The organism is Leclercia sp. GHBNCSD (assembly GCF_055805075.1).
In genome coordinates, this window is sequence record NZ_JBQVYO010000001.1 from 533564 (window position 1) to 556873 (window position 23310).

The window sequence follows — 23310 nt, forward strand, 5'->3', positions numbered from 1 at the left end:
ATTCCTATATTATTCAATTAATTATTATTACAGGTACGGCGACCAGGCAGGTGATTTTACCTGTCCATCAGTTGCCGGAATACGCGCTTTGAAACGCCCATCGGTAGAAACCAGATTCAGCACGGATCCCATCCCCTGAGAAGAGCTGTAGATAACCATAGTGCCGTTAGGTGCCAGACTTGGCGTTTCATCCAGGAAAGTCGACGACAGAACTTGTACGCCGCCCCCGCCCAGATCTTGTTTAGCAATGTGCTGCTGACCACCGGCCGAGCTGACCATTACCATAAACTTACCATCAGCGCTCACGTCGGCGTCCTGGTTCTGAGAACCTTCCCAGGTGATACGCTGCGGTGCACCGCCATTAATATTAACTTTATAGACCTGTGGACGACCCGCCTGGTCAGAGGTAAAGGCCAGGTTCTGGCTGTCCGGGAACCAGGTTGGTTCGGTGTTGTTGCTGCGACCATCAGTTACCTGACGGATCTGGCCGGAGGCGATATCCATCACGTACAGGTTCAGGCTACCGGTTTTAGACAGGGCAAACGCCAGTTTAGAACCGTCAGGCGAGAATGCTGGTGCGCCGTTGTGACGTGGGAAAGAGGCAACCTGACGTACCGCGCCGTTAGATAACGTCTGGATAACCAGCGCCGAACGACCGCTTTCGAAGGTCACGTAGGCCAGCTTAGAACCATCCGGCGACCAGGCCGGAGACATCAGCGGCTGTGGTGAACGGTGAACGGTGAACTGGTTGTAGCCATCGTAGTCAGAGACGCGCAGCTCATACGGGAACTGACCGCCGTTGGTCTGTACAACGTAAGCGATACGGGTGCGGAAAGCGCCTTTGATGCTGGTCAGCTTCTCAAACACTTCATCACTTGCCGTATGGCCCGCATAACGCAGCCACTGCTTGTTCACTTTGTAGCTGTTCTGCGCCAGCACGGTACCCGGTGCGCCACCGGTATCCACCAGCTGATAGGCCACGGTGTAACCGCCGTCCGGGTTAGGGGTCACCTGACCCACCACCACCGCGTCGATACCCAGTGCAGACCATGCTGCTGGCTGCAACTCTGCGGCTGTGCCCGGCTGCTGTGGCAGACGAGAACGGTCTAATGGGTTGAATTTACCGCTGTTGCGCAGGTCAGCGGCAACAATGCCGCCCACATCTTCCGGCGCAGCGCCTGGCCCTTTCCACTGGAACGGAACCACACCAATTGGACGTGCCGAATCCACCCCCTGGGTGATCTCGATACGCACTTCTGCGTGCAGCACCGCTGCCCACAGCATTAAGAAACTCATTGCAACACGTAATGCCTGCTTCATCATATCTCCCATATCCGGGTAACCTTACCCGCATAATTTAGCAGAATGTTAACAAACCCAAATAAACAAAACTACCAATCCACAGCCTCAAACGTAGACTGTTTTGCCAACTTTAGCGGGAAAAACGCTACAGTTTGAAATCAAGTTTGGCATCTTTTACTTTTTCATAAACAGCCTGGCTAGGCGGTTTAGGAATTCTGGCAGTTTTTGCAGCCGTCAGCGCAGCCTGACATAAGGCAGGATCACCGCCCTCTTCAGTGACATCCAGCAGCAGGCCATCTGGCGCCAGCTTAATATGTAGCACACAGGATTTACCGGCATACAGATCAGCGCCATATAGACGGCTCTGAATTGCATTACGAATCTGCGAAGCATAAGCACTAATATCAGCGCCTGACGCACCACCATTCGCCCCGCTTGTTCCACTATCTTTTGCTGGTTGGCCGTTACCTTTTGCACCACCCGATTTCGGCGCATTCTTACCTGAGCTTAAATCACCGAACAGATCGTCGACATCCGATGCGGCCGCTTTTTCTGCTGCGGCTTTCTTGGCGGCAGCGGCTTTCGCGGCGGCAGCTTTGTCAGCAGCAGCTTTATCGGCAGCCGCTTTCTTTTCTGCAGCCGCTTTTTCGGCTGCGGCTTTCTTATCGGCTGCGGCTTTTTCTGCGGCAGCCGCTTTCTTCTCGGCTGCGGCTTTTTCAGCAGCAGCCTTTTCAGCGGCCGCGGCTTTTTCCGCAGCAGCCGCTTTCTTCGCTGCTTCGGCAGCCGCTTTTTTCTCGGCTTCCTGGGCGGCTTGTTTAGCGGCTTCTGCTTCGGCTTTTTTCTGTGCGTCGGCAGCGGCTTTCTTAGCCGCTTCCGCTTCTGCCTTTTTCTTCGCGTCAGCCGCTGCTTTTGCGGCTTCGGCTTCAGCCTGTTTCTGGGCATCGGCTGCAGCTTTTTTCGCTGCGGCTGCGGCGGCTTCAGCAGCTTCTTTTGCCTGAGCATCTGCCTTCGCTTTCGCTTCCGCTGCGGCTTTGGCTGCCGCCTCTTCCGCCTGCTTCTGCTGCTCCTGCGCTTTTTTCGCGGCGGCTTCAGCCTGTTTTTGCTGCTCCGCCTGCTCTTTCGCTGCTTCCTGCGCCTGCAAACGTTCTTTCTCAAGCTGCTTCAGACGTTCCTGCTCGGCGGCCTGCTTTTCACGCAGCTCCTCCGCCTGCTGTTGCGCCTGCTTTTCACGCTGCTCTTCAGCACGTTTTGCACTCGCCTGCTGCTGTTGCTGACGGTTATAGTTCTGAACGACCGCGCCGGGATCGACCATGACGGCATCGATGGAAGAACCTCCACCACCTCCGGCAGCGGCATCCAGATGCTCATCGAACGAACTCCAGATCAGTCCTGCAAAAAGAATCACATGCAGCACCGCCGAGATAATTATCGCCCGTTTAAGCTTATCGTTTTGTTCGGTTGCCTTTGACACTATGGGTTCCCAAAAACTCTGTTGTGTACGCAGATAATCAAATAGGCTGCGTCATCAAGCCGACTGACTTAACGCCCGCGCTATGCAACAGGTTCAGCGCTTTAATTATTTCATCGTAAGGCACGTCTTTCGCGCCACCGATTAAGAAGACCGTTTTCGGATTGGACTGCAGGCGTCGTTGCGCTTCCGCAATGACCTGCTCCGGCGGCAGCTGATCCATACGATCTTTTTCCACCACCACGCTGTACTGCCCTACTCCGGATACCTCAATGATTACCGGCGGATCGTCATTGGTACTTACAGCCTGAGATTCTGTCGCATCCGGCAGATCAACCTCCACGCTCTGGGTGATGATGGGTGCTGTCGCCATAAAGATCAGCAGCAGCACCAGCAGCACGTCCAGCAGCGGTACAATGTTGATTTCGGACTTCAGTTCGCGACGACCCCGTCCACGCTGTCTGGCCATGGTTTACCCCTTGTTGCTCTCGGTGCTGGTAAACGCCTGGCGGTGCAGAATCGCAGTGAACTCTTCCATGAAGTTGTCGTAGTTCAGTTCCAGTTTGTTCACGCGCTGGTTCAGACGGTTATACGCCATAACCGCTGGAATCGCCGCGAACAGACCAATAGCAGTCGCGATCAGCGCTTCAGCGATACCTGGTGCAACCATTTGCAGCGTCGCCTGTTTTACCGCACCCAGGGCGATAAAGGCGTGCATGATCCCCCATACCGTACCAAACAGACCGATATAGGGGCTGATGGAACCCACGGTACCCAGGAAAGGAATATGCGTTTCCAGCGTTTCCAGTTCACGGTTCATGGAGATGCGCATCGCACGGGATGCTCCCTCCACTACCGCTTCCGGCGCATGATTGTTCGCGCGGTGCAAACGGGCGAACTCTTTAAATCCGCTATAGAAGATTTGCTCGGAGCCGGAGAGGTTTTCACGACGGCCCTGGCTCTCCTGATACAAACGGGAAAGTTCGATACCAGACCAGAACTTGTCTTCAAAGGCTTCCGCTTCGCGGCCTGCCGCATTGAGGATACGGGTTCTCTGAATGATGATGGCCCAGGATGCGATTGAAAAACCAATCAAAATCAACATGATAAGTTTAACCAGAAGGCTTGCCTTCAGGAACAAATCAAGGATATTCATGTCAGTCACTGCTTAAACTCCGCGACAATAGACTTAGGAAGCGCACGAGGCTTCATGATGAGTGGATCAACACAGACAATCAGGACTTCAGCTTCGTTCAGTACCGTGTTCTCTGCATTGACGATCCGCTGCGTGAAAACCAGTGAGGTTCCGCGCATTGATGTTATTTCTGTTTGGACTTCGAGCATATCGTCGAGTCTGGCAGGCGCAAAATACTCCAGCGTCATCTTGCGTACCACGAAGGCAACTCGCTCCGCCAACAGAACCTGCTGGCTAAAGTGATGATGGCGCAGCATTTCAGTGCGTGCTCGTTCATAAAAGGCAACGTAGCTGGCGTGGTAAACCACACCACCGGCATCCGTGTCTTCATAGTAGACCCGAACCGGCCATCGAAATAGCGTTGTATTCACTTTACATCCCGGTAATGCAAAAAAGGTTAGAGCTTTTAAACTTCGCTACTATACGCGCGGGAATGGTGGTTTGGAATGGGGGAAAGTAAACAGAGAGTAAATTTTTATGGGCCCGGGTAAGCCCATAATATTAACGGATAGTTCTTATTCAGTTGAAAAAGAAAAACAGGCCCAACAGCAGGATCACATCAGCAATCAGCGGGCAAAAAATGCCCTGCCAGTGTACGGCTTTCGGACGAAATCCCACCCCGTGGATTACGCCTGCACATACCGCCCACATAATAAGAAAACCGTGCCAGATCTCAAGCTCGCTGGTTTTCGCCGCGAAGCGTGACGGATCCCAGAAAATACAGCCCGCCAGCAGTAAGGCCATCACTAAGGAAAGCGCCCTTAACGGGCGCTTATCCATGATCGCGTAGAGATACGTGATCATCAGTGTTTTTCTTCACCGGCTTTGGTCGCTTCAACGTGCTCAAGCGCCAGTGCGGTAATCACACCAAATGCACAGGCCAGAAGCGTTCCTAAAATCCATGCGAAATACCACATATTCAGCTCCTTCCTTAATACAGAGAGTGGGTGTTGCTTTCGATATGTTCTTTCGTGATACGACCGAACATTTTCCAGTAACACCAGGCGGTGTAAGCCAGAATAATCGGTACGAACACGGCAGCCACAAACGTCATCAGATTAAGGGTCATCTGGCTGGAGGTTGCATCCCACATCGTCAGGCTTGCATTCATCATCGTGCTGGATGGCATCACGAACGGGAACATCGCGATACCGGCTGTCAGGATGATGCACGCCAGCGTCAGTGAAGAGAAGACAAACGCCAGTGCCCCTTTCTCCGCGCGGGAGGTCAGGATGGTCAGCACCGGCAGCACGACGCCCAGTGCCGGAATCGCCCACAGAATCGGTGTGTTATTGAAGTTCACCAGCCAGGCACCAGCCTCGCGAGCCACCTCTTTGGTCAGCGGGTTCGACGGCGCGGTATGGTCAATCGCAGTGGTCACAACATAACCGTCGATACCAAACATCACCCATAGACCTGCCAGCGCAAAGCCAACCAGCGTCACCAGAGCCGCCATCTGCGAGACGGCACGGGAGCGCAGGTGCAGCTCGCCCACGGTACGCATCTGCAGGTAGGTTGCCCCCTGGGTGATGATCATCGCCACGCTGACGACCCCTGCCAGCAGACCAAACGGATTCAGCAGCTGGAAGAAGTTACCGGTGTAGTAGAGGCGCATATATTCATCAAGGTGGAACGGCACGCCCTGCAGCAGGTTGCCGAACGCCACGCCGATGACCAGCGGCGGCACGAAGCTACCGATGAAGATGCCCCAGTCCCACAGGTTACGCCAGCGGGTGTCTTCAATCTTCGAGCGGTAATCAAAACCGACCGGACGGAAGAACAAGGATGCCAGCACCAGAATCATCGCCACATAGAAGCCGGAGAACGCAGCCGCGTAGACCATCGGCCAGGCAGCGAACAGTGCGCCGCCTGCGGTGATGAGCCACACCTGGTTACCGTCCCAGTGCGGGGCGATGGAGTTAATCATAATTCGACGCTCGGTATCATTACGACCGAGGAAGCGGGTGAGCATGCCCACCCCCATGTCGAAACCGTCAGTGACCGCAAAACCAATCAGTAAGATCCCGACCAGCAGCCACCAGATAAAACGCAATACTTCATAATCGATCATTTGATGACTCCTGTCTTACCGTGCCGGCTGAGTAGTCACGGTGGACTGCTCGTAGTGAGGCTGAGAAGCAACGGTGGACTGCTCATAATGGTAGCGACCGGTTTTCAGGCTGCTTGGGCCAAGGCGCGCAAACTTGAACATCAGGAACAGTTCAGCCACCAGGAACAGAGTGTAGAGGCCGCAAATCAGCAACATGGAGAAAATCAGATCGCCTGCGGTAAGAGAGGAGTTCGCCACCGCAGTTGGCAGCACCTCACCGATAGCCCACGGCTGACGGCCATACTCCGCAACAAACCAGCCGGATTCAATGGCAATCCACGGCAGCGGAATCGCATACAATGCGGTGCGCAGCAGCCATTTCTTCTCACCGATACGGTTACGAATGACCGACCAGAAGGAGGCGGCGATAATCAGCAGCATCAGCACACCACAACCCACCATGATACGGAAGGCGAAGTAGAGCGGCGCCACGCGCGGAATCGAGTCTTTGGTCGCCATCTGGATCTGCTCTTCCGTCGCGTCAGAGACGTTCGGGGTATAGCGTTTCAGCAGCAGGCCATAGCCAAGGTCTTTTTTCACGTCGTTAAACTGGTCGCGAACAGACTGATCGCTGGTCCCGGAACGCAGTTCTTCCAGCAGCGAGTAGGCTTTCATCCCGTTACGGATACGCTCTTCATGCTGCACCATCAGATCTTTCAGACCGATAACCGGCGTATCCACAGAGCGGGTGGCAATGATGCCTAGCGCATAAGGGATCTGAATAGCAAAGTGGTTCTCCTGCGCATCCTGATCGGGGATACCAAAGAGGGTAAAGGCGGCCGGGGCAGGCTGGGTTTCCCATTCTGCTTCGATCGCTGCCAGTTTGGTTTTCTGCACGTCGCCCATTTCGTAACCGGATTCATCACCCAGCACGATAACGGAGAGGATAGCCGCCATACCGAAGCTCGCCGCGATGGCGAAAGAGCGCTTAGCAAAGGCGAAGTCACGACCACGCAGCATGTAGTAGGCGCTGATGCCCAGCACGAACATCGCGCCGCAGACATAGCCGGAGGCCACAGTGTGAACGAATTTCACCTGCGCGACCGGGTTCAGCACCAGCTCGGAGAAGCTGACCATCTCCATACGCATGGTTTCGAAGTTGAAATCAGAGGCGATAGGGTTCTGCATCCAGCCGTTGGCGACCAGGATCCAGAGTGCGGACAGGTTAGAGCCCAGGGCCACCAACCAGGTTACGCACATATGCTGGACTTTACCCAGACGATCCCAACCAAAGAAGAACAGACCTACAAAGGTAGATTCGAGGAAGAAGGCCATCAGACCTTCAATGGCCAGCGGCGCCCCGAAGATATCCCCGACATAGTGGGAATAATAAGACCAGTTAGTCCCGAACTGGAACTCCATGGTCAGGCCGGTTGCCACGCCCAGCGCAAAGTTGATACCAAACAACTTGCCCCAGAACTTGGTCATATCTTTATAAATCTGTTTGCCGGAGAGGACGTAAACCGTTTCCATGATGGCCAACAGGAACGCCATACCGAGCGTCAGCGGCACAAACAGGAAGTGGTACATCGCGGTCAAGGCAAACTGTAAGCGCGACAGTTCGACTACGTCTAACATTATGACTCCTTGCTCATCGCATGAAGACTCCGAGAGTGAATCCCGTTAGAGAAGGATCCACACACATGCCCCAAAAATTATCAGCACCCTTTCTTCGTTACTTAATCCTCGCAGGAGGAAAAAAGCGATGATGAAAGGTTACAGATGCGTTAATAAAAACTGAAATTGATCCCGCAAATATATTACGCTGCAAAACCCTTACAATAAACAGGTTTTTAATGGAAGTCTTTTACGATTTACGACAGCGATCAATATTTAGCAAAATTACCACTTTCCGACCAATTTGATCGGGAACAATTTAGCGCCTTTTGACGCTCTTTTCCAGGTATTAAATATTGATATAAATCAATAATGCCTGAACGTGTTAAGGGTGTTTACGCGTGGTAAATGCAATGAAAATGATGTTAATGATATGTTTTAATATTCGCTTGATGGTTATCAAATAAAGCGGGGATTATAAATAAAGGTGATTTAAATTAACGCAGGCAGCGAAGCATTTTTTTAATAAGCCTGTACTACTAATGTCAGATGGTTCACAGTAATTTTCCGCAGGGGTTTTATCAAAAATTATTATCACAAATATTTTACTTTTAACAATCTATAATTTAACACCCATGTGTTGCTAATTTGTTTCATCCCGTCGAACCAAAAATGTTTTCACGGCCGTTTGCTTAACTTTCATCCGCCCTGCCCGCCTCTGTCTCCACACGTAAACACTGTCGCGCAAAAAAAAGGCCATCTTGCGATGGCCAACCATGTCGAAACGGACATTTATTATGTCAAAGCTCCCCGCACGGGGAGCAGAGAGGATTTACTTAATGATGGATTTCAGTGCTTCACCGATGTCAGCCAGGCTGCGCACGGTTTTCACGCCAGCGGCTTCCAGAGCAGCGAATTTCTCATCCGCAGTGCCTTTGCCGCCCGCGATGATGGCGCCTGCATGGCCCATACGCTTGCCTTTCGGCGCGGTCACACCCGCGATGTAGCCAACAACTGGCTTGGTCACGTGATCTTTAATGTAAGCAGCCGCTTCTTCTTCTGCGCTACCGCCGATTTCACCGATCATCACAATCGCTTCAGTCTGCGGGTCTTCCTGGAACAGCTTCAGGATGTCGATGAAGTTAGAGCCCGGGATCGGGTCGCCGCCGATGCCCACGCAGGTGGACTGGCCGAAACCGTAGTCGGTGGTCTGCTTAACCGCTTCATAGGTCAGGGTACCGGAACGAGAGACAATGCCCACTTTACCTGGCTTGTGAATGTGACCCGGCATGATGCCGATTTTGCATTCGCCTGGGGTGATCACGCCCGGGCAGTTTGGCCCGATCATGCGCACGCCCGCTTCGTCCAGCTTCACCTTCACGGTCAACATATCCAGGGTCGGGATACCTTCGGTGATGGTGATAATCAGTTTGATGCCTGCGTCGATCGCTTCCAGGATGGAGTCTTTGCAGAACGGTGCCGGAACGTAGATCACGGTGGCAGTTGCGCCAGTCGCTTCTACCGCTTCACGAACGGTGTTGAACACCGGCAGGCCCAGATGGGTGGTGCCGCCTTTACCTGGCGTTACGCCGCCAACCATCTGCGTACCGTAGGCAATCGCCTGCTCAGAGTGGAATGAACCCTGGCTACCGGTGAAGCCCTGGCAGATAACCTTGGTATCTTTATTAATTAAAACGGACATTATTTCCCCTCCACTGCGGCAACAACCTGCTGAGCTGCATCCGTCAGACTTTTCGCTGCAATAATATTCAGGCCGCTGTCAGCCAGTTTTTTCGCGCCGAGTTCAGCGTTGTTACCTTCCAGACGAACGACAACCGGGACGTTCACGCCCACTTCTTCTACCGCGCCGATGATACCGTCAGCGATCAGGTCGCAACGTACGATACCGCCGAAGATGTTAACCAGAACGGCTTTCACGTTGTCATCGGAGAGAATAATTTTGAATGCTTCGGTCACGCGCTCTTTGGTTGCGCCGCCGCCCACATCCAGGAAGTTTGCCGGCTCGCCGCCGTGCAGCTTAACGATGTCCATGGTGCCCATTGCCAGGCCCGCACCGTTAACCATGCAGCCGATGTTGCCATCGAGTGCCACGTAGTTCAGCTCCCACTGTGCAGCCTGCGCTTCACGTGGATCTTCCTGAGACTGGTCGCGCATTTCGCGCAGGTCTGCCTGACGGAACAGCGCGTTGCCATCAGCGCCCAGTTTGCCATCGAGGCAGATCAGATCGCCCTGCTTAGTGATCACCAGCGGGTTGATTTCGATCAGCGCCAGATCGCGCTCCAGGAAGATGGTTGCCAGGCCCATGAAGATCTTGGTGAATTGCTGCACCAGTTTACCTTCCAGACCCAGTTTGAAGGCCAGCTCACGACCCTGGTAAGGCATTGGGCCTGCCAGCGGATCGATAGCGACTTTGTGGATCAGATGCGGCGTCTCTTCCGCCACTTTTTCGATCTCCACGCCGCCTTCGGTAGAGGCCATGAACACCACGCGACGGGAGCTACGGTCTACGACTGCGCCCAGGTAGAGTTCTTTAGCAATATCGGTTGCCGCTTCAACCAGGATCTGGTTAACCGGCTGGCCGGCTGCGTCTGTCTGGTAGGTCACCAGACGTTTGCCGAGCCAGTGCTCCGCAAAGGCGCGGATCTCTTCTTTACTGTTAACGACTTTCACACCGCCCGCTTTACCGCGGCCGCCAGCGTGAACCTGACATTTCACTACCCATGGACCCGCACCGATTTTAGAGGCGGCTTCTTCTGCTTCACGAGGGGTATTGCAGGCATAACCCACCGGAGCCGGTAAGCCATACCGGGCAAACAGCTGTTTTGCCTGATATTCATGTAAGTTCATGTGTTCTATCCATCCTTCAGGGTAATCGTTAGGTCATGCTTTTGTAGGCCCGGCAGACCAGGTGCCGCCGGGCAGTACCGCGAAAAACTAGACGTCCAGCAGCAGACGGGTCGGATCTTCCAGCAGCTCTTTAATCGCCACCAGGAAGCCCACGGACTCGCGGCCATCGATCAGACGGTGATCGTAAGAGAGCGCCAGATACATCATTGGCAGGATCTCCACTTTACCGTCTACCGCCATCGGGCGGTCTTTAATGGCGTGCATGCCCAGGATCGCGCTCTGCGGTGGGTTGATGATCGGGGTAGACATCAGCGAACCGAATACGCCGCCATTGGTAATGGTGAAGTTACCGCCAGTCAGGTCGTCTACGGTCAGCTTGCCGTCACGGCCTTTCACTGCCAGCTCTTTAATTTTCTTCTCGATGTCAGCCATGCCCAGGGTATCCACATCACGCAGAACCGGGGTCACCAGGCCGCGCGGGGTAGAAACGGCCATGCTCACGTCGAAGTAGTTATGATAAACCACATCATCGCCATCGATAGATGCGTTCACTTCCGGGTAGCGTTTCAGCGCTTCAACAACCGCTTTCACGTAGAAGGACATAAAGCCCAGACGGATACCGTGACGTTTTTCAAAGGCGTCACCGTACTGCTTACGCAGGTCCATGATTGGCTTCATGTTCACTTCGTTGAAGGTGGTCAGCATCGCGGTGGAGTTTTTCGCTTCCAGCAGACGCTCGGCCACGCGCTTACGCAGGCGGGTCATCGGCACGCGTTTTTCGCTGCGTGCGCCCAGAGCAGGCTGTGCTGCTGGTGCAGCTTCAGGCGCTTTGGCTTCTGCTTTCGCTTCAGACGGCGCTTTCGCCAGGTGTTTGTCAATATCTTCGCGGGTCAGGCGGCCACCAACGCCGGTGCCTTTAATGGCCGCCGGGTCGAGGCTGTGCTCAGCCAGCAGGCGACGGATCGCCGGGCTCAGCGCGTCGTTGCTCTGCTCTTCCAGAGAAGCCTGCTGGCGCTGAGCCGGCGTAGAGGCTTTCTCTTCAGACTTAGCGCTGGACTCTTTGCCCGCGCTGTTGCCTTCACGCAGGCGACCGAGGATCTGGCGAGAGGTTACCGTCGTACCTTCATCTTCCAGGACTGCATCCAGAATGCCATCCGCTGAAGCCGGTACTTCCAGTACCACTTTGTCAGTTTCGATTTCTACCAGCACTTCGTCGCGGGTTACCGCGTCGCCTGGTTTTTTGTGCCAGGTGGCGACGGTTGCATCTGCTACGGACTCAGGCAGGTCGGGAACAAGAATATCTACGCTACTCATTATGTATCCTTTAATTAATCGACGTTCAGCGCGTCATTGACCAGATCTTGTTGCTGCTTCTGGTGAACGGACATATACCCTACCGCCGGAGAGGCGGAGGCCGGGCGACCTGCATAACGCAGAGCAGACCCAAATGGAATCACTTCACGGAAATGATGCTGGCTGCAGTACCATGCGCCCTGGTTGAGCGGCTCTTCCTGGCACCAGACAAAATCATGTACGTGAGCGTACTGTTTCAGCACTTCCTGCATCGCCTGATGCGGGAACGGATAAAGCTGTTCGATACGCACGATGGCGACATCTTTCTGATCGTTCTTACGGCGCTGTTCCAGCAGGTCGTAATAAACCTTACCAGAACACATTACGACACGCTTAACGCCCTGCGGATCCAGTTCGTCAATTTCACCGATGGCCGGCAGGAAGGTGCCGTTTGCCAGCTCTTCCAGGCTGGAGACCGCCAGCGGGTGACGCAGCAGCGATTTCGGCGACATCACCACCAGCGGACGGCGCATCCCGCGCAGCGCCTGACGACGCAGCATGTGATAAACCTGTGCCGGGGTAGACGGTACGCAGACCTGCATGTTCTGCTCGGCGCAGAGCTGCAGATAACGCTCCAGACGTGCGGAGGAGTGCTCCGGCCCCTGGCCTTCATAGCCGTGCGGCAGCAGCATCACCAGGCCACACATACGGCCCCACTTCTGCTCACCGGAAGAGATGAACTGGTCGATAACCACCTGCGCACCGTTGGCGAAGTCGCCGAACTGCGCTTCCCAGATGGTCAGGGTGCGTGGTTCTGCGGTGGCGTAACCGTATTCGAATGCCAGCACCGCTTCTTCAGAGAGCACGGAGTCCCAGACCTTAAACTGGCCCTGGCCGTTGTGCACGTGCTGCAGCGGGGTATAGGTTGAACCGTTGGTCTGGTTATGGATCACCGCATGACGGTGGAAGAAGGTGCCGCGGCCCGCATCTTCACCGGACAGACGGACCGGAATACCTTCATCAACCAGAGTGGCGTACGCCAGGTTCTCAGCTCCGCCCCAGTCAAAGAGCTTCTCGCCTGAGGCCATCGCCTGACGGTCAGCGTAGATCTTCTGCACACGGGACTGCATCTCGATCGCTTCAGGTACGGTGCTGATGCGTTTTGCCAGCTCCTGCAGACGCTTCATCTCTACCTTGTTCGGGTAGCTCTCATCCCACTCGTGGTTGAGGTATGGCGACCAGGTAAAGGAGTGCATGTTCATCGGACGCAACTCTTTCACCACGCATTCGCCGGCATCCAGCGCGTCGCGGTAGAGGTTGACCATCTCGGTGGCATCTTCCAGGGTGACAACCTTCTCCGCTTCCAGCTTGTCAGCATAGATTTTACGCGGGGTCGGATGTTTTTTGATTTTCTGGTACATCAGCGGCTGGGTTGCACTCGGCTCGTCCGCTTCGTTATGACCATGACGGCGATAGCAGAACAGGTCGATGAACACATCGCGCTTAAAGGTGTTACGGAAATCCAGCGCCAGGCGGGTCACGAACGCGACCGCTTCCGGGTCATCCGCGTTAACGTGGAAAATTGGCGCCTGAACCATCTTACCGATGTCGGTGCAGTATGGGGTGGAACGTGCGTCCAGCGGGTTAGAGGTGGTGAAGCCCACCTGGTTGTTGATGACGATGCGAACGGTACCGCCCACTTCGTAACCCCGCGCTTTCGACATGTTCAGGGTCTCCTGAACCACGCCCTGCCCGGTAACTGCCGCATCGCCGTGGATGGTGATCGGCAGAACTTTGTTGCTGCTTGGCTCGTCCAGACGATCCAGACGGGCGCGTACGGAGCCGATAACCACAGGGCTTACGATCTCAAGGTGCGACGGGTTAAACGCCAGCGCCATGTGAACCAGGCCGCCCTGGGTTTCGATATCCGATGAGAAGCCCATGTGGTACTTCACATCACCGGTACCGAGGTGTTCTTTATGTTTGCCCGCGAATTCGTCGAACAGATCCTGCGGCTTTTTACCCAGCACGTTGATCAGCACGTTCAGACGACCACGGTGCGCCATGCCCAGTACCACTTCGCGGGTACCGCTGTTGCCCGCGTGGCGGATCAGCTCTTTCAGCATCGGCACCAGCGCATCGCCGCCTTCCAGCGAGAAGCGTTTTGCGCCCGGGAATTTCGCACCGAGATAACGCTCCAGCCCTTCGGCTGCGGTCAGTTCGTTCAGGAAACGCTTTTTCTCGTCGGCGTTGAAGGTGGATTTACCGGCAACAGATTCGATACGCTGCTGGATCCAGCGTTTCTCTTCGGTAGAGGTGATGTGCATATACTCTGCGCCGATGGAGCCGCAGTAGGTCTGCTTCAGCGCTTCCAGCAGATCGCCCAGCTTCATCGTGTCTTTGCCGATAGCGAAAGAGCCAACGTTGAAGGTTTCCTGGAAATCCGCTTCGGTCAGGTCGTGATATGCCGGATCTAAATCAGCCACGCGCTCCTGCTTCCACAGTCCCAGCGGATCCAGATTTGCGTGCTGGTGGCCGCGGAAGCGGTAGGCGTTAATCAGCTGCAGGACTTTAACCTGCTTCGCATTGGTGTCAGGGTCGGAGATAGCGGAAGAGTAACGTGAGGCATCCTTCGCCAGACGACGGAAATAATCACGTGTTTTGGAATGAAATTGATCCGGTTTGACACCCGTTCCAGGTAACTCCTGGAACATGGAACGCCAGTTAGCGTCCACTGAGTCAGGGTCGGTTAAGAAGTCTTCATAGAGCTGTTCAATCCAGCTTTGGTTTGCACCAGAGAGGAATGAAGAGTCCAGCCAGGCTTTCATTGCGCCGTTCTGCATCGTGATCCCTTAAGCATTTTTATGCTTACTTTCGCCGTAGAAACTACCACGCACACCACGTGTACGTGCCGGGGTTCACCTGCGAGCTCTTTTCATTTGGCCCGCGAAGGAACCTTTAGAAACTGTCTAGACTTCAGGGCAGTTTTTAAAGGTTTCTGCAAATTGCCCGGTGGCGCTACGCTGACCGGGCCTACAAAATCGTAGGCCGGATAAGCGCAGCGCCATCCGGCGTTGTTACTTACGCACTGCGCTGCAACAACATCGACTTAATGTGGCCGATAGCACGCGTCGGGTTCAGCCCCTTAGGACATACACTGACGCAGTTCATGATGCTGTGGCAGCGGAATACGCTGAAAGCATCACTCAGCCCTTCCAGGCGGTTGTCGGTTTCGGTATCGCGGCTGTCAATCAGGAAGCGGTACGCTGCCAGCAGGCCAGCCGGGCCGATAAACTTGTCCGGGTTCCACCAGAACGACGGGCAAGAGGTCGAACAACATGCACAGAGGATACACTCATACAGGCCATCGAGTTTTTCACGCTGCTCTGGCGACTGTAAATGCTCGCGAGCGGGTGGATTTTGCCCATTATTCAATAAGTAAGGCTTAATCTTCTCATATTGTGCATAGAATTGCCCCATGTCCACCACCAAATCACGCACGACCGGCAGTCCTGGCAGAGGGCGGATGACAATCTTCTGTCCCGGACGGTTAAGCGCCGAGATAGGCGTGATACAGGCCAGACCGTTTTTGCCATTCATGTTCAGACCGTCGGAGCCACACACCCCTTCACGGCAGGAACGACGGAATGACAGTGTCGGATCCTTCTCTTTCAGCTGCATTAAGGCGTCCAGCAGCATCATGTCACGGCCTTCTTCCGCTTCCAGGGTGTAATCCTGCATACGCGGAGCGTCATCAACATCAGGGTTATAACGATAAACTGAAAATTCGAGTTTCATTGTCCTGTCTCCGCATTAGTAAGTACGAATCTTCGGCGGGAACGCCGGACGCAGTTTCGGTTCCATATTGACGCTGCGTCGCGTCATGGATTCCGTCTCTGGCAGATACAGGGAGTGGCACAGCCAGTTTTCATCATCACGATCCGGGAAGTCGAAGCGGCTATGGGCGCCCCGGCTTTCGGTACGGAAGTTTGCAGAGACCGCTGTTGCGTATGCGGTTTCCATCAGGTTATCCAGCTCCAGGCACTCAACGCGCTGGGTGTTGAACTCGCTGGAGGTGTCGTCCAGACGGGCATTTTTCAGACGCTCGCGGATCGCTTTCAGCTGCTCAAGACCTTTGGCCATCGCGTCACCTTCACGGAATACCGAGAAGTTGTGCTGCATGCACTCCTGCAGCGCTTTACGGATTTCCACCGGATCTTCGCCGTTACGGTTGCCGTTCCAGCGGTTGAGACGTTCCAGAGAGGCTTCAATATTCGCTTCGGTGGCATCACGCAGTGGCCCCTGCTCGGCAATGGACTCCTGCAGATGCAGACCGACCGCACGACCAAACACCACCAGGTCGAGCAGAGAGTTGCCGCCCAGACGGTTGGCGCCGTGTACGGATACGCAGGCAATTTCGCCTACCGCAAACAGGCCCGGGATCACCACATCTTCGCCCTGCTCGTTCACGGTCAGCGCCTGGCCGGTCACTTTGGTCGGAATACCGCCCATCATGTAGTGACAGGTTGGGATAACCGGGATCGGCTCTTTAACCGGGTCGACGTGAGCGAAGGTACGGGAGAGTTCCAGGATGCCCGGCAGACGGGATTCCAGAACCTCTTTACCCAGATGATCCAATTTCAGCTTCGCGTGCGGGCCCCATGGACCGTCGCAGCCGCGGCCTTCACGGATTTCGATCATGATAGAACGCGCCACCACGTCACGACCCGCCAGGTCTTTCGCATTCGGGGCATAACGCTCCATGAAGCGCTCGCCATGTTTGTTCAGCAGGTAGCCGCCTTCACCGCGGCAGCCTTCTGTTACCAGCACGCCCGCACCGGCGATACCGGTTGGGTGGAACTGCCACATCTCCATATCCTGCACCGGTACGCCAGCGCGGATAGCCATACCGACGCCGTCACCGGTGTTGATATGGGCGTTCGTAGTGGACTGATAAATACGGCCTGCGCCGCCGGTCGCCAGCACGGTGGCACGGGCTTTGAAGTAGACTACTTCACCGGTTTCAATGCACAGGGCGGTACAACCGACGATGGCGCCATCTTCGTTTTTCACCAGATCCAGCGCATACCACTCGGAGAAGATGGTGGTTTTGTTCTTCAGGTTCTGCTGGTACAGCGTGTGCAACAGGGCGTGACCGGTACGGTCCGCAGCCGCCGCTGTACGTGCCGCCTGCTCGCCGCCGAAGTTCTTCGACTGGCCGCCAAACGGACGTTGATAGATGGTGCCGTTCTCCAGGCGGGAGAACGGCAGCCCCATGTGGTCAAGCTCCAGAATCGCTTCCGGGCCGGTTTTACACATATATTCAATGGCGTCCTGGTCACCGATATAGTCGGAGCCTTTCACCGTGTCGTACATATGCCATTCCCAGTTATCATCATGGGTATTACCGAGCGCAACGGTGATGCCACCCTGCGCAGATACGGTATGGGAACGGGTCGGGAACACTTTAGAGAGCAGCGCACAGGTCTGGCCGCTCTGGGAAATTTGCAGCGCCGCGCGCATACCTGCGCCGCCAGCGCCAATCACTACAGCGTCAAATTCTCTGACTGGAAGTTTCATCACACACCCCACACCACAACAAATCCATAAATAACGTAAACCACCAGTGCAACGACAATAGCCAGCTGCAACGCGAGACGAATCGCCATTGATTTAACGTAGTCGGTCAGTACCTGCCACATGCCAATCCACGCGTGGATCAGAATGGAGAAGAGCGCCAGCAGGGTAAACACTTTGGTAAAGGCAGACCCGAAGAAGCCAGTCCAGATTTCCCAGGTCAGATCGCCGCTGGTGGCAAAGAAACCGATCATGTAGATGATGTAGAGGGTGAGAACGATAGCGGTAGCACGGACCAGAATAAAGTCATGTACGCCGTTGCGTCCTAATGCGGAGGCGTTGCTTACCATACGAGAACTCCTGCGAGAAGTGAAAGCACGACAGTGATAACAAAGGAGATGTTAGCGGTACGTTTGCCGGTTTCGAAGGTCTCTTCCAGATAGCCGACATCCATCAGCATATGGCGGATGCCGCCAACAACGTGATAGGCCAACGCGGTGAGGATGCCCCACATGATAAATTTCACAAAGAAACCGTTCATGATGTCGGCGGCCTGCTGGAATCCTTCCGGAGACGAGAGGCTGGTACCCAGTAACCATAACAGGATACCCACCGCGACAAACGTGATCACACCGGATACACGATGAAGGATGGACGCTATTGCCGTTACGGGGAATCGGATCGTTTTGAGATCCAGATTGACAGGTCTTTGTTTTTTCACATTTCTTATCATGAATAACGCCCACATGCTGTTCTTATAGTTTCCTTCCTCCGGACTGCGATGCGGGTCAGACAGCGTGCCTTTTATATAACTGTGCGTCATGCAAAACATTGCTTCCAGATGCTCAAATGACACGTTACAACGCTGGTTGGCTCGGGATTGCAGGGTTTTCCGGAGACCTGGCGGCAGTATAGGCCGTTCACAAAATCATTACAATTAACCTACATACAGTTTGTCGGGTTTTCTCTGGAACAGTGATCAGGGTCACGATAACAACATCTTTTTAATTTTTAATCATCTGATTTGACAAATGTTAAACATTATTGTTACAAACATCACCAGAAAAGGCATATAATGCGCAAAAGTTATGAGGTCTCTCTTTCACCTGAGAATAAGTTATGTAACAGTGTGATGGTATTGACCGAAGTTATCAGGACAGTTATTAGTGATATACAGGTTTGAATAATTCGGACTGAACAAACACTGATTTGCTGTTATTTCTCTGGTTTCTCATTTGTTTACCTGCTAGCGCCATTGCTCTGTACCCTGGTTTCTCCTCGTGAGCTGAGCGGCGAGCCAAATAACAAACTGGTAACAATGATAAATCAGCTGAATGCAAATCCGGTTATGGGCAGTCTTAAGCAATAAGGCGCTAAGGAGACCGTAAATGGCTGATACTAAGGCAAAAATCACCCTAAATGGTGACGCTGCTATTGAACTGGATGTGCTAAAAGGCACGCTCGGTCAGGATGTTATTGATATCCGTAGTCTTGGTTCTAAAGGTATGTTTACCTTTGACCCTGGTTTTACCTCCACCGCATCTTGCGAGTCCAAAATCACCTACATCGACGGTGACGAAGGTATTCTGTTGCACCGCGGTTTCCCCATCGACCAGTTAGCGACTGACTCCAACTACCTGGAAGTGTGCTACATCCTGCTGAACGGCGAAAAGCCGACGCAGGAACAGTACGATGAGTTCAAAACCACCGTCACTCGTCACACGATGATCCATGAGCAGATTACCCGTCTGTTCCACGCCTTCCGCCGCGATTCACACCCAATGGCGGTAATGTGCGGGATCACCGGTGCACTGGCCGCGTTCTACCATGACTCCCTGGATGTGAATAACCAGCGTCACCGCGATATCGCCGCGTTCCGTCTGCTGTCCAAAATGCCAACCATGGCAGCGATGTGTTACAAATACTCCATCGGACAGCCGTTTGTTTATCCGCGCAACGACCTCTCTTACGCCGGTAACTTCCTGCGTATGATGTTCGCCACGCCGTGCGAAGAGTACGAAGTGAACCCGGTTCTGGAACGCGCAATGGATCGTATCCTGATCCTGCATGCTGACCACGAGCAGAACGCCTCTACCTCTACCGTCCGTACCGCTGGTTCTTCAGGCGCGAACCCGTTCGCCTGTATCGCAGCAGGTATCGCCTCCCTGTGGGGACCGGCACACGGCGGCGCGAACGAAGCGGCACTGAAGATGCTGGAAGAGATCAGCTCCGTTGAGCACATTCCTGAATTCGTCCGTCGTGCGAAGGATAAGAACGACTCCTTCCGTCTGATGGGCTTCGGTCACCGTGTTTACAAAAACTATGACCCGCGCGCAACCGTGATGCGTGAAACTTGCCACGAAGTGCTGAAAGAGCTGGGCACCAAAGATGACCTGCTGCAGGTGGCGATGGAGCTGGAACACATCGCGCTGAACGACCCGTACTTCATCGAGAAGAAACTCTACCCGAACGTCGATTTCTACTCCGGTATCATCCTGAAAGCGATGGGCATTCCATCTTCCATGTTTACCGTTATCTTCGCGATGGCGCGTACCGTGGGCTGGATTGCACACTGGAACGAAATGCACACCGAAGGGATGAAAATTGCCCGTCCTCGTCAGCTGTACACCGGCTACGAGCAGCGTAATTTCGAGTCTGACGTGACTAAACGCTAAAAGCGATGCCCGGCGGCGCTACGCTTGCCGGGCCTGTAAAAACGAACTAAGCCGGGTATGCGCAAGCGCCACCCGGCTTTTTTACATCTGGCACTCAGGACACCAGTAAAACGGTCTGGAAGAGAGCGTCGTTTTCTCAATCACCCCGCCGCACCGCTCGCACTTTTTCCCCGCCCGATGAAACACCTTAAAGCGGAATAATGCCCCATGATGCTTCTTGTCATTCACCACTCCGCGGGTGTTATACGACAGACGAGGGATCGCCAGTAGCGCATGCGCCAGCGCGTCGAGCTGTTCTTCGGTGAGCTGTGACGCTTTATGCTGCGGCGCCAGCCCCACCTCCCACAGAATTTCCACCCGCAGATAGTTGCCCAGACCAGCGAGAAACGCCTGGTCCAGCAGCAGCCCGGAAAACTGCCGGTTGCGGAATTTTGCCGACAACAGCCGCGCTTTCACCTCCTCTGCCGTCAGGCGTAAATCGAGCACATCCGGCCCCACCCGCTGCAGGAAGGGATGGGTAGTGAGTTGCTCCGGCAAGAGCATCTCAATATCCGAGGCGCTGTAGAGCAGAATGGTTTTATCCGCGGTCTGTAACTTAACGCGCAGGACCCGCGTGGTCTGCGGCTCCTGGCCGGTCTCAACCACCCGCCAGACGCCATACAGCTGGTTATGGCTGTAGAGCGTCAGCTGGTTAGAAAAGTGAGTGAGCAGCGCTTTACCGCGCGTCTCCAGATGCGTGACCGTCTCGCCGATAAGCCGGGATTCAAACGGTTTTAACTGAGGGAAAGCAAACCACACGTCGGTGAGCGGTTTGCCTTTTATTGCCGCCTCCAGGCTATCCGCCGCGCGGCGGATCTCTGGTCCTTCTGGCATGATGGCTCCTTGTTAGTGCGTTGCGCCGCCCACCACTTTAATATCCGCCTCCTGGCGCAGCGCCACCGTAATGGCGATCTCCAGCGCCTGCTTCACGGTTTGCGTCGCCATGCTCGGGGCGCCAGGGTGCGCCGCCGCCTGCTCGGGCAGGTAAGGAATATGGATAAAACCGCCCTTCACCTCCGGGCGGTCGGCCAGCTTGTGCAGCACGCCATACATCACGTGGTTGCAGACGAATGTTCCCGCCGTCTGCGAAACCGAAGCAGGAATACCTGATTCACGCAGCGCCGCCACCATCGCTTTAATGGGCAGCGTGCTGAACCAGGCCGCCGGGCCGCCCTCAACGATAGCCACATCCACCGGCTGTCGGCCATGGTTATCCGGGATACGGGCATCATCAACGTTGATCGCTACCCGCTCAACGGTGACATCCACCCGGCCCCCGGCCTGCCCTACCGCCAGTACAACGGAGGGCTGTAGCGCGTCAATGGCCGCGTTCAGCACCGATAACGACTCGCCAAACACGCAGGGCAACTGCCGCGCCACCACGCGGCAGTCGTCAATAATTGCGCCATCAAGCTGCTTTACCACCTCCCATGAGGGGTTAACGGTTTCGCCGCCAAACGGCTCAAAGCCGGTGATCAATACGGTTCGCATCATTTCTCCTTACAGGAACATCAGGAAGTAGAGCAGGAAGACGTTAGCGATTAGCAGCAATACCCCGGTGGGGACCTGCGCTTTAATGACCGCGTTTTTATCGGGCAACTCCAGCAGCGCGGCGGGCACAATATTGAAGTTGGCCGCCATCGGCGTCATCAGGGTGCCACAGTAGCCGGAGAACATGCCAATCGCCGCCATCACCGCCGGGTTACCGCCGTGTTGCAGCACCAGAATGGGAATACCGATCCCGGCGGTGACAATCGGAAACGCGGCGAAGGCGTTACCCATTACCATGGTCAGCAGCGCCATGCCCACGGCATAGACCGCTACCGCAATAAACCGGCTGTCGACCGCCAGGTACGTCTGGGTGAGATATGAAATGCCTTCCCCGACGCCGGCGGCGGTAAACAGCAGGCCAAGGGTCGCCAGGATCTGCGGCAGAATAAAGGCCCAGCCGATAGAGTCGAGCAGACGGCGCGCCTCCTGCAAAGGCTGATGCACTTTCTCATGGGTCATTTTAACCGCCATCGCCAGGCCAATCAGCGAGCCGACGGTCATGGAGAAGAGCGTCACCAGGGTCGAGTGGTTACCCGGCCCGAACAGCATCTCCTGCAGGCCCGGGATATGGTTGAACATCAGCACGCCCACCACCGTCACCACCGGAATGGCCAGCGCTGGTAAAAAGAGGCGATTGCCCAGACGCTTCGCGCTGCTCTCACGCTCTTCTGGCGTGCGCTGGTGATAACTCCCCTGGCGCACCCCGCCGAAACCGGCGATCAGTGCCAGCAGCACGACTGCCACACCCACTGCGATATGGACGGTGCGCTTGTCGCCCACCAGATCGTAGGTCCAGTTCCCCAGCAGGAACAGCAGGCCGTAAATGCCCCAGAACAGACCGGTGGTCATACGTCGCGGGTTGGCTTTATCGCGAAACGACATCAGCGCCACGATGAGCAGGATCAGCCCTGCCAGCCAGTAGAGATAGCTTTGCTGGAAATTCATTTTACCTCTCCCTGCACTTTGGCCAGCTCGCGCTCCAGATGCTTATCCAGGCGGTAGAGGCGGGTCGCGTGGATCGCAAAGGCGCAGAGCGCGGTCGGGATCCCCCAGAGGGCAATATGCAGCGGCTCCGTCTGGATCCCACCGGATTCCAGCATAAAGTTATGCATAAAGATGATGGCGCCAAAGGCGACAAAGATATCTTCTCCAAAGAAGAGCCCGACGTTATCGGTGGCTGCCGACATCGCCCGCAGTCGATAGCGCACCGCCCCCGGCAGCTCGCCATACTTTTTCTCCGCCGCCCCTTCCGCCATCGGCGCCAGCAGCGGGCGCACCATCTGCGGGTGTCCGCCAAGGCTGGTCAGCCCCATTGCCGCCGACGTTTCACGGACGAAGAGATAGACGATCAAAAGCCGCCCGGCGGTGGCGCTGTGGATCTTCGCGATCCACGCCTGGGCCCGCTCTTTCAGGCCGTGGCGCTCCAGAAGACCAATAACCGCCAGCGGGATCAGCAGGATATAAGGCAGGTTACGGGTATTGAGGAACCCTTCGCCCAGTTTTTCCAGAATGGTGGCGATGGGCATTTGCGCCGCCAGGCCGGTGACGATCCCGGCGACAATGACCACCAGCACCGGGTTAAAGCGTAAGAGAAACCCGACCACAATCACCGCGATACCGATGAGTGGCCAGAGGGATAGCGTCTCTGCCATGACCTTTTTCCTGTCGTTGTGTT

The 23310-nt window shown here is 55.1% G+C and carries 23 protein-coding genes; 2 read left to right on the forward strand and 21 right to left on the reverse strand.

Annotation, left to right across the window (positions count from 1 at the left end):
- Positions 1-27 precede the first annotated feature (27 nt).
- The 17 genes from tolB to sdhC form a co-directional block, all read right to left on the reverse strand.
- Positions 28-1320, reverse strand: coding sequence for a Tol-Pal system beta propeller repeat protein TolB (gene tolB / locus ACT3IC_RS02660; protein WP_103178728.1), 1293 nt, complete (start codon positions 1318-1320; stop codon positions 28-30).
- A 127-nt stretch (positions 1321-1447) separates the two neighbouring features.
- Positions 1448-2773 carry a cell envelope integrity protein TolA gene (gene tolA, locus ACT3IC_RS02665; RefSeq protein ID WP_103178727.1) on the reverse strand — a complete coding sequence of 442 codons (1326 nt, stop codon included), beginning with the start codon at positions 2771-2773 and terminating at the stop codon, positions 1448-1450.
- Positions 2774-2810: 37 nt separating this feature from the next.
- Complete coding sequence (gene tolR, locus ACT3IC_RS02670) at positions 2811-3239, reverse strand: colicin uptake protein TolR (RefSeq protein ID WP_039029343.1); 429 nt, start codon at positions 3237-3239, stop codon at positions 2811-2813.
- 3 nt (positions 3240-3242) lie between these two features.
- On the reverse strand, positions 3243-3935 hold the full coding sequence (gene tolQ / locus ACT3IC_RS02675; protein ID WP_072036639.1) for a Tol-Pal system protein TolQ: 693 nt from the start codon (positions 3933-3935) through the stop codon (positions 3243-3245).
- Entirely contained in the window at positions 3932-4336 is a 405-nt protein-coding gene (ybgC, locus tag ACT3IC_RS02680) for a tol-pal system-associated acyl-CoA thioesterase (protein ID WP_032617092.1), read from the reverse strand. The genes tolQ and ybgC overlap by 4 nt, the downstream gene beginning before the upstream one ends.
- 148 nt (positions 4337-4484) lie before the next feature.
- Positions 4485-4769 (reverse strand): cyd operon protein YbgE, encoded by a 285-nt coding sequence (ybgE, locus tag ACT3IC_RS02685; protein WP_103178726.1) that lies wholly within the window; start codon positions 4767-4769, stop codon positions 4485-4487.
- The gene (cydX, locus tag ACT3IC_RS02690; RefSeq protein WP_003858598.1) at positions 4769-4882 is read right to left on the reverse strand and encodes a cytochrome bd-I oxidase subunit CydX; all 114 of its coding nucleotides are present in this window, start codon (positions 4880-4882) and stop codon (positions 4769-4771) included. Before cydX ends, ybgE begins: the two co-directional genes overlap by 1 nt.
- 14 nt (positions 4883-4896) lie before the next feature.
- Positions 4897-6036, reverse strand: a complete 1140-nt coding sequence (gene cydB / locus ACT3IC_RS02695; RefSeq protein ID WP_103178725.1) for a cytochrome d ubiquinol oxidase subunit II — start codon at positions 6034-6036, stop codon at positions 4897-4899.
- A 15-nt stretch (positions 6037-6051) separates the two neighbouring features.
- The gene (gene cydA / locus ACT3IC_RS02700) at positions 6052-7653 is read right to left on the reverse strand and encodes a cytochrome ubiquinol oxidase subunit I (RefSeq protein ID WP_103178724.1); all 1602 of its coding nucleotides are present in this window, start codon (positions 7651-7653) and stop codon (positions 6052-6054) included.
- Between the two features lie 811 nt (positions 7654-8464).
- The gene (gene sucD, locus ACT3IC_RS02705) at positions 8465-9334 is read right to left on the reverse strand and encodes a succinate--CoA ligase subunit alpha (protein ID WP_032617085.1); all 870 of its coding nucleotides are present in this window, start codon (positions 9332-9334) and stop codon (positions 8465-8467) included.
- A complete protein-coding gene (gene sucC, locus ACT3IC_RS02710) occupies positions 9334-10500 on the reverse strand; it encodes an ADP-forming succinate--CoA ligase subunit beta (protein ID WP_103178722.1) in 1167 nt (388 codons plus the stop codon). Before sucC ends, sucD begins: the two co-directional genes overlap by 1 nt.
- A gap of 87 nt (positions 10501-10587) precedes the next feature.
- A complete protein-coding gene (odhB, locus tag ACT3IC_RS02715; RefSeq protein ID WP_103178721.1) occupies positions 10588-11814 on the reverse strand; it encodes a 2-oxoglutarate dehydrogenase complex dihydrolipoyllysine-residue succinyltransferase in 1227 nt (408 codons plus the stop codon).
- A gap of 14 nt (positions 11815-11828) precedes the next feature.
- Positions 11829-14636 (reverse strand): 2-oxoglutarate dehydrogenase E1 component, encoded by a 2808-nt coding sequence (gene sucA / locus ACT3IC_RS02720; RefSeq protein WP_103823558.1) that lies wholly within the window; start codon positions 14634-14636, stop codon positions 11829-11831.
- Positions 14637-14874: 238 nt separating this feature from the next.
- Complete coding sequence (sdhB, locus tag ACT3IC_RS02725; protein WP_103178719.1) at positions 14875-15591, reverse strand: succinate dehydrogenase iron-sulfur subunit SdhB; 717 nt, start codon at positions 15589-15591, stop codon at positions 14875-14877.
- A 15-nt stretch (positions 15592-15606) separates the two neighbouring features.
- Positions 15607-17373, reverse strand: a complete 1767-nt coding sequence (gene sdhA / locus ACT3IC_RS02730) for a succinate dehydrogenase flavoprotein subunit (RefSeq protein WP_103178718.1) — start codon at positions 17371-17373, stop codon at positions 15607-15609.
- Entirely contained in the window at positions 17373-17720 is a 348-nt protein-coding gene (gene sdhD / locus ACT3IC_RS02735) for a succinate dehydrogenase membrane anchor subunit (RefSeq protein WP_103178717.1), read from the reverse strand. The genes sdhA and sdhD overlap by 1 nt, the downstream gene beginning before the upstream one ends.
- Positions 17714-18118 (reverse strand): succinate dehydrogenase cytochrome b556 subunit, encoded by a 405-nt coding sequence (gene sdhC, locus ACT3IC_RS02740; RefSeq protein ID WP_168192044.1) that lies wholly within the window; start codon positions 18116-18118, stop codon positions 17714-17716. The genes sdhD and sdhC overlap by 7 nt, the downstream gene beginning before the upstream one ends.
- A gap of 327 nt (positions 18119-18445) precedes the next feature.
- Between sdhC and ACT3IC_RS02745 the strand changes: the two genes are divergently transcribed.
- Both ACT3IC_RS02745 and ACT3IC_RS02750 read left to right on the forward strand, forming a co-directional pair.
- Positions 18446-18553, forward strand: a complete 108-nt coding sequence (locus tag ACT3IC_RS02745) for a hypothetical protein (protein ID WP_418936630.1) — start codon at positions 18446-18448, stop codon at positions 18551-18553.
- Positions 18554-18758: 205 nt separating this feature from the next.
- Entirely contained in the window at positions 18759-20045 is a 1287-nt protein-coding gene (locus ACT3IC_RS02750; RefSeq protein ID WP_103178716.1) for a citrate synthase, read from the forward strand.
- Between the two features lie 81 nt (positions 20046-20126).
- Here ACT3IC_RS02750 and nei read toward each other — a convergent pair whose 3' ends face one another.
- The 4 genes from nei to ACT3IC_RS02770 are packed head-to-tail and all read right to left on the reverse strand — an operon-like array spanning position 20127 to position 23287.
- Positions 20127-20918 (reverse strand): endonuclease VIII, encoded by a 792-nt coding sequence (gene nei, locus ACT3IC_RS02755; protein ID WP_159339275.1) that lies wholly within the window; start codon positions 20916-20918, stop codon positions 20127-20129.
- 12 nt (positions 20919-20930) lie between these two features.
- Entirely contained in the window at positions 20931-21575 is a 645-nt protein-coding gene (gene pcp, locus ACT3IC_RS02760; RefSeq protein WP_114387648.1) for a pyroglutamyl-peptidase I, read from the reverse strand.
- Between the two features lie 9 nt (positions 21576-21584).
- Positions 21585-22580, reverse strand: a complete 996-nt coding sequence (locus ACT3IC_RS02765) for a DUF979 domain-containing protein (protein WP_156654108.1) — start codon at positions 22578-22580, stop codon at positions 21585-21587.
- Positions 22577-23287, reverse strand: coding sequence for a DUF969 domain-containing protein (locus tag ACT3IC_RS02770; RefSeq protein WP_103178712.1), 711 nt, complete (start codon positions 23285-23287; stop codon positions 22577-22579). Before ACT3IC_RS02770 ends, ACT3IC_RS02765 begins: the two co-directional genes overlap by 4 nt.
- Between the last annotated feature and the right edge of the window lie 23 nt (positions 23288-23310).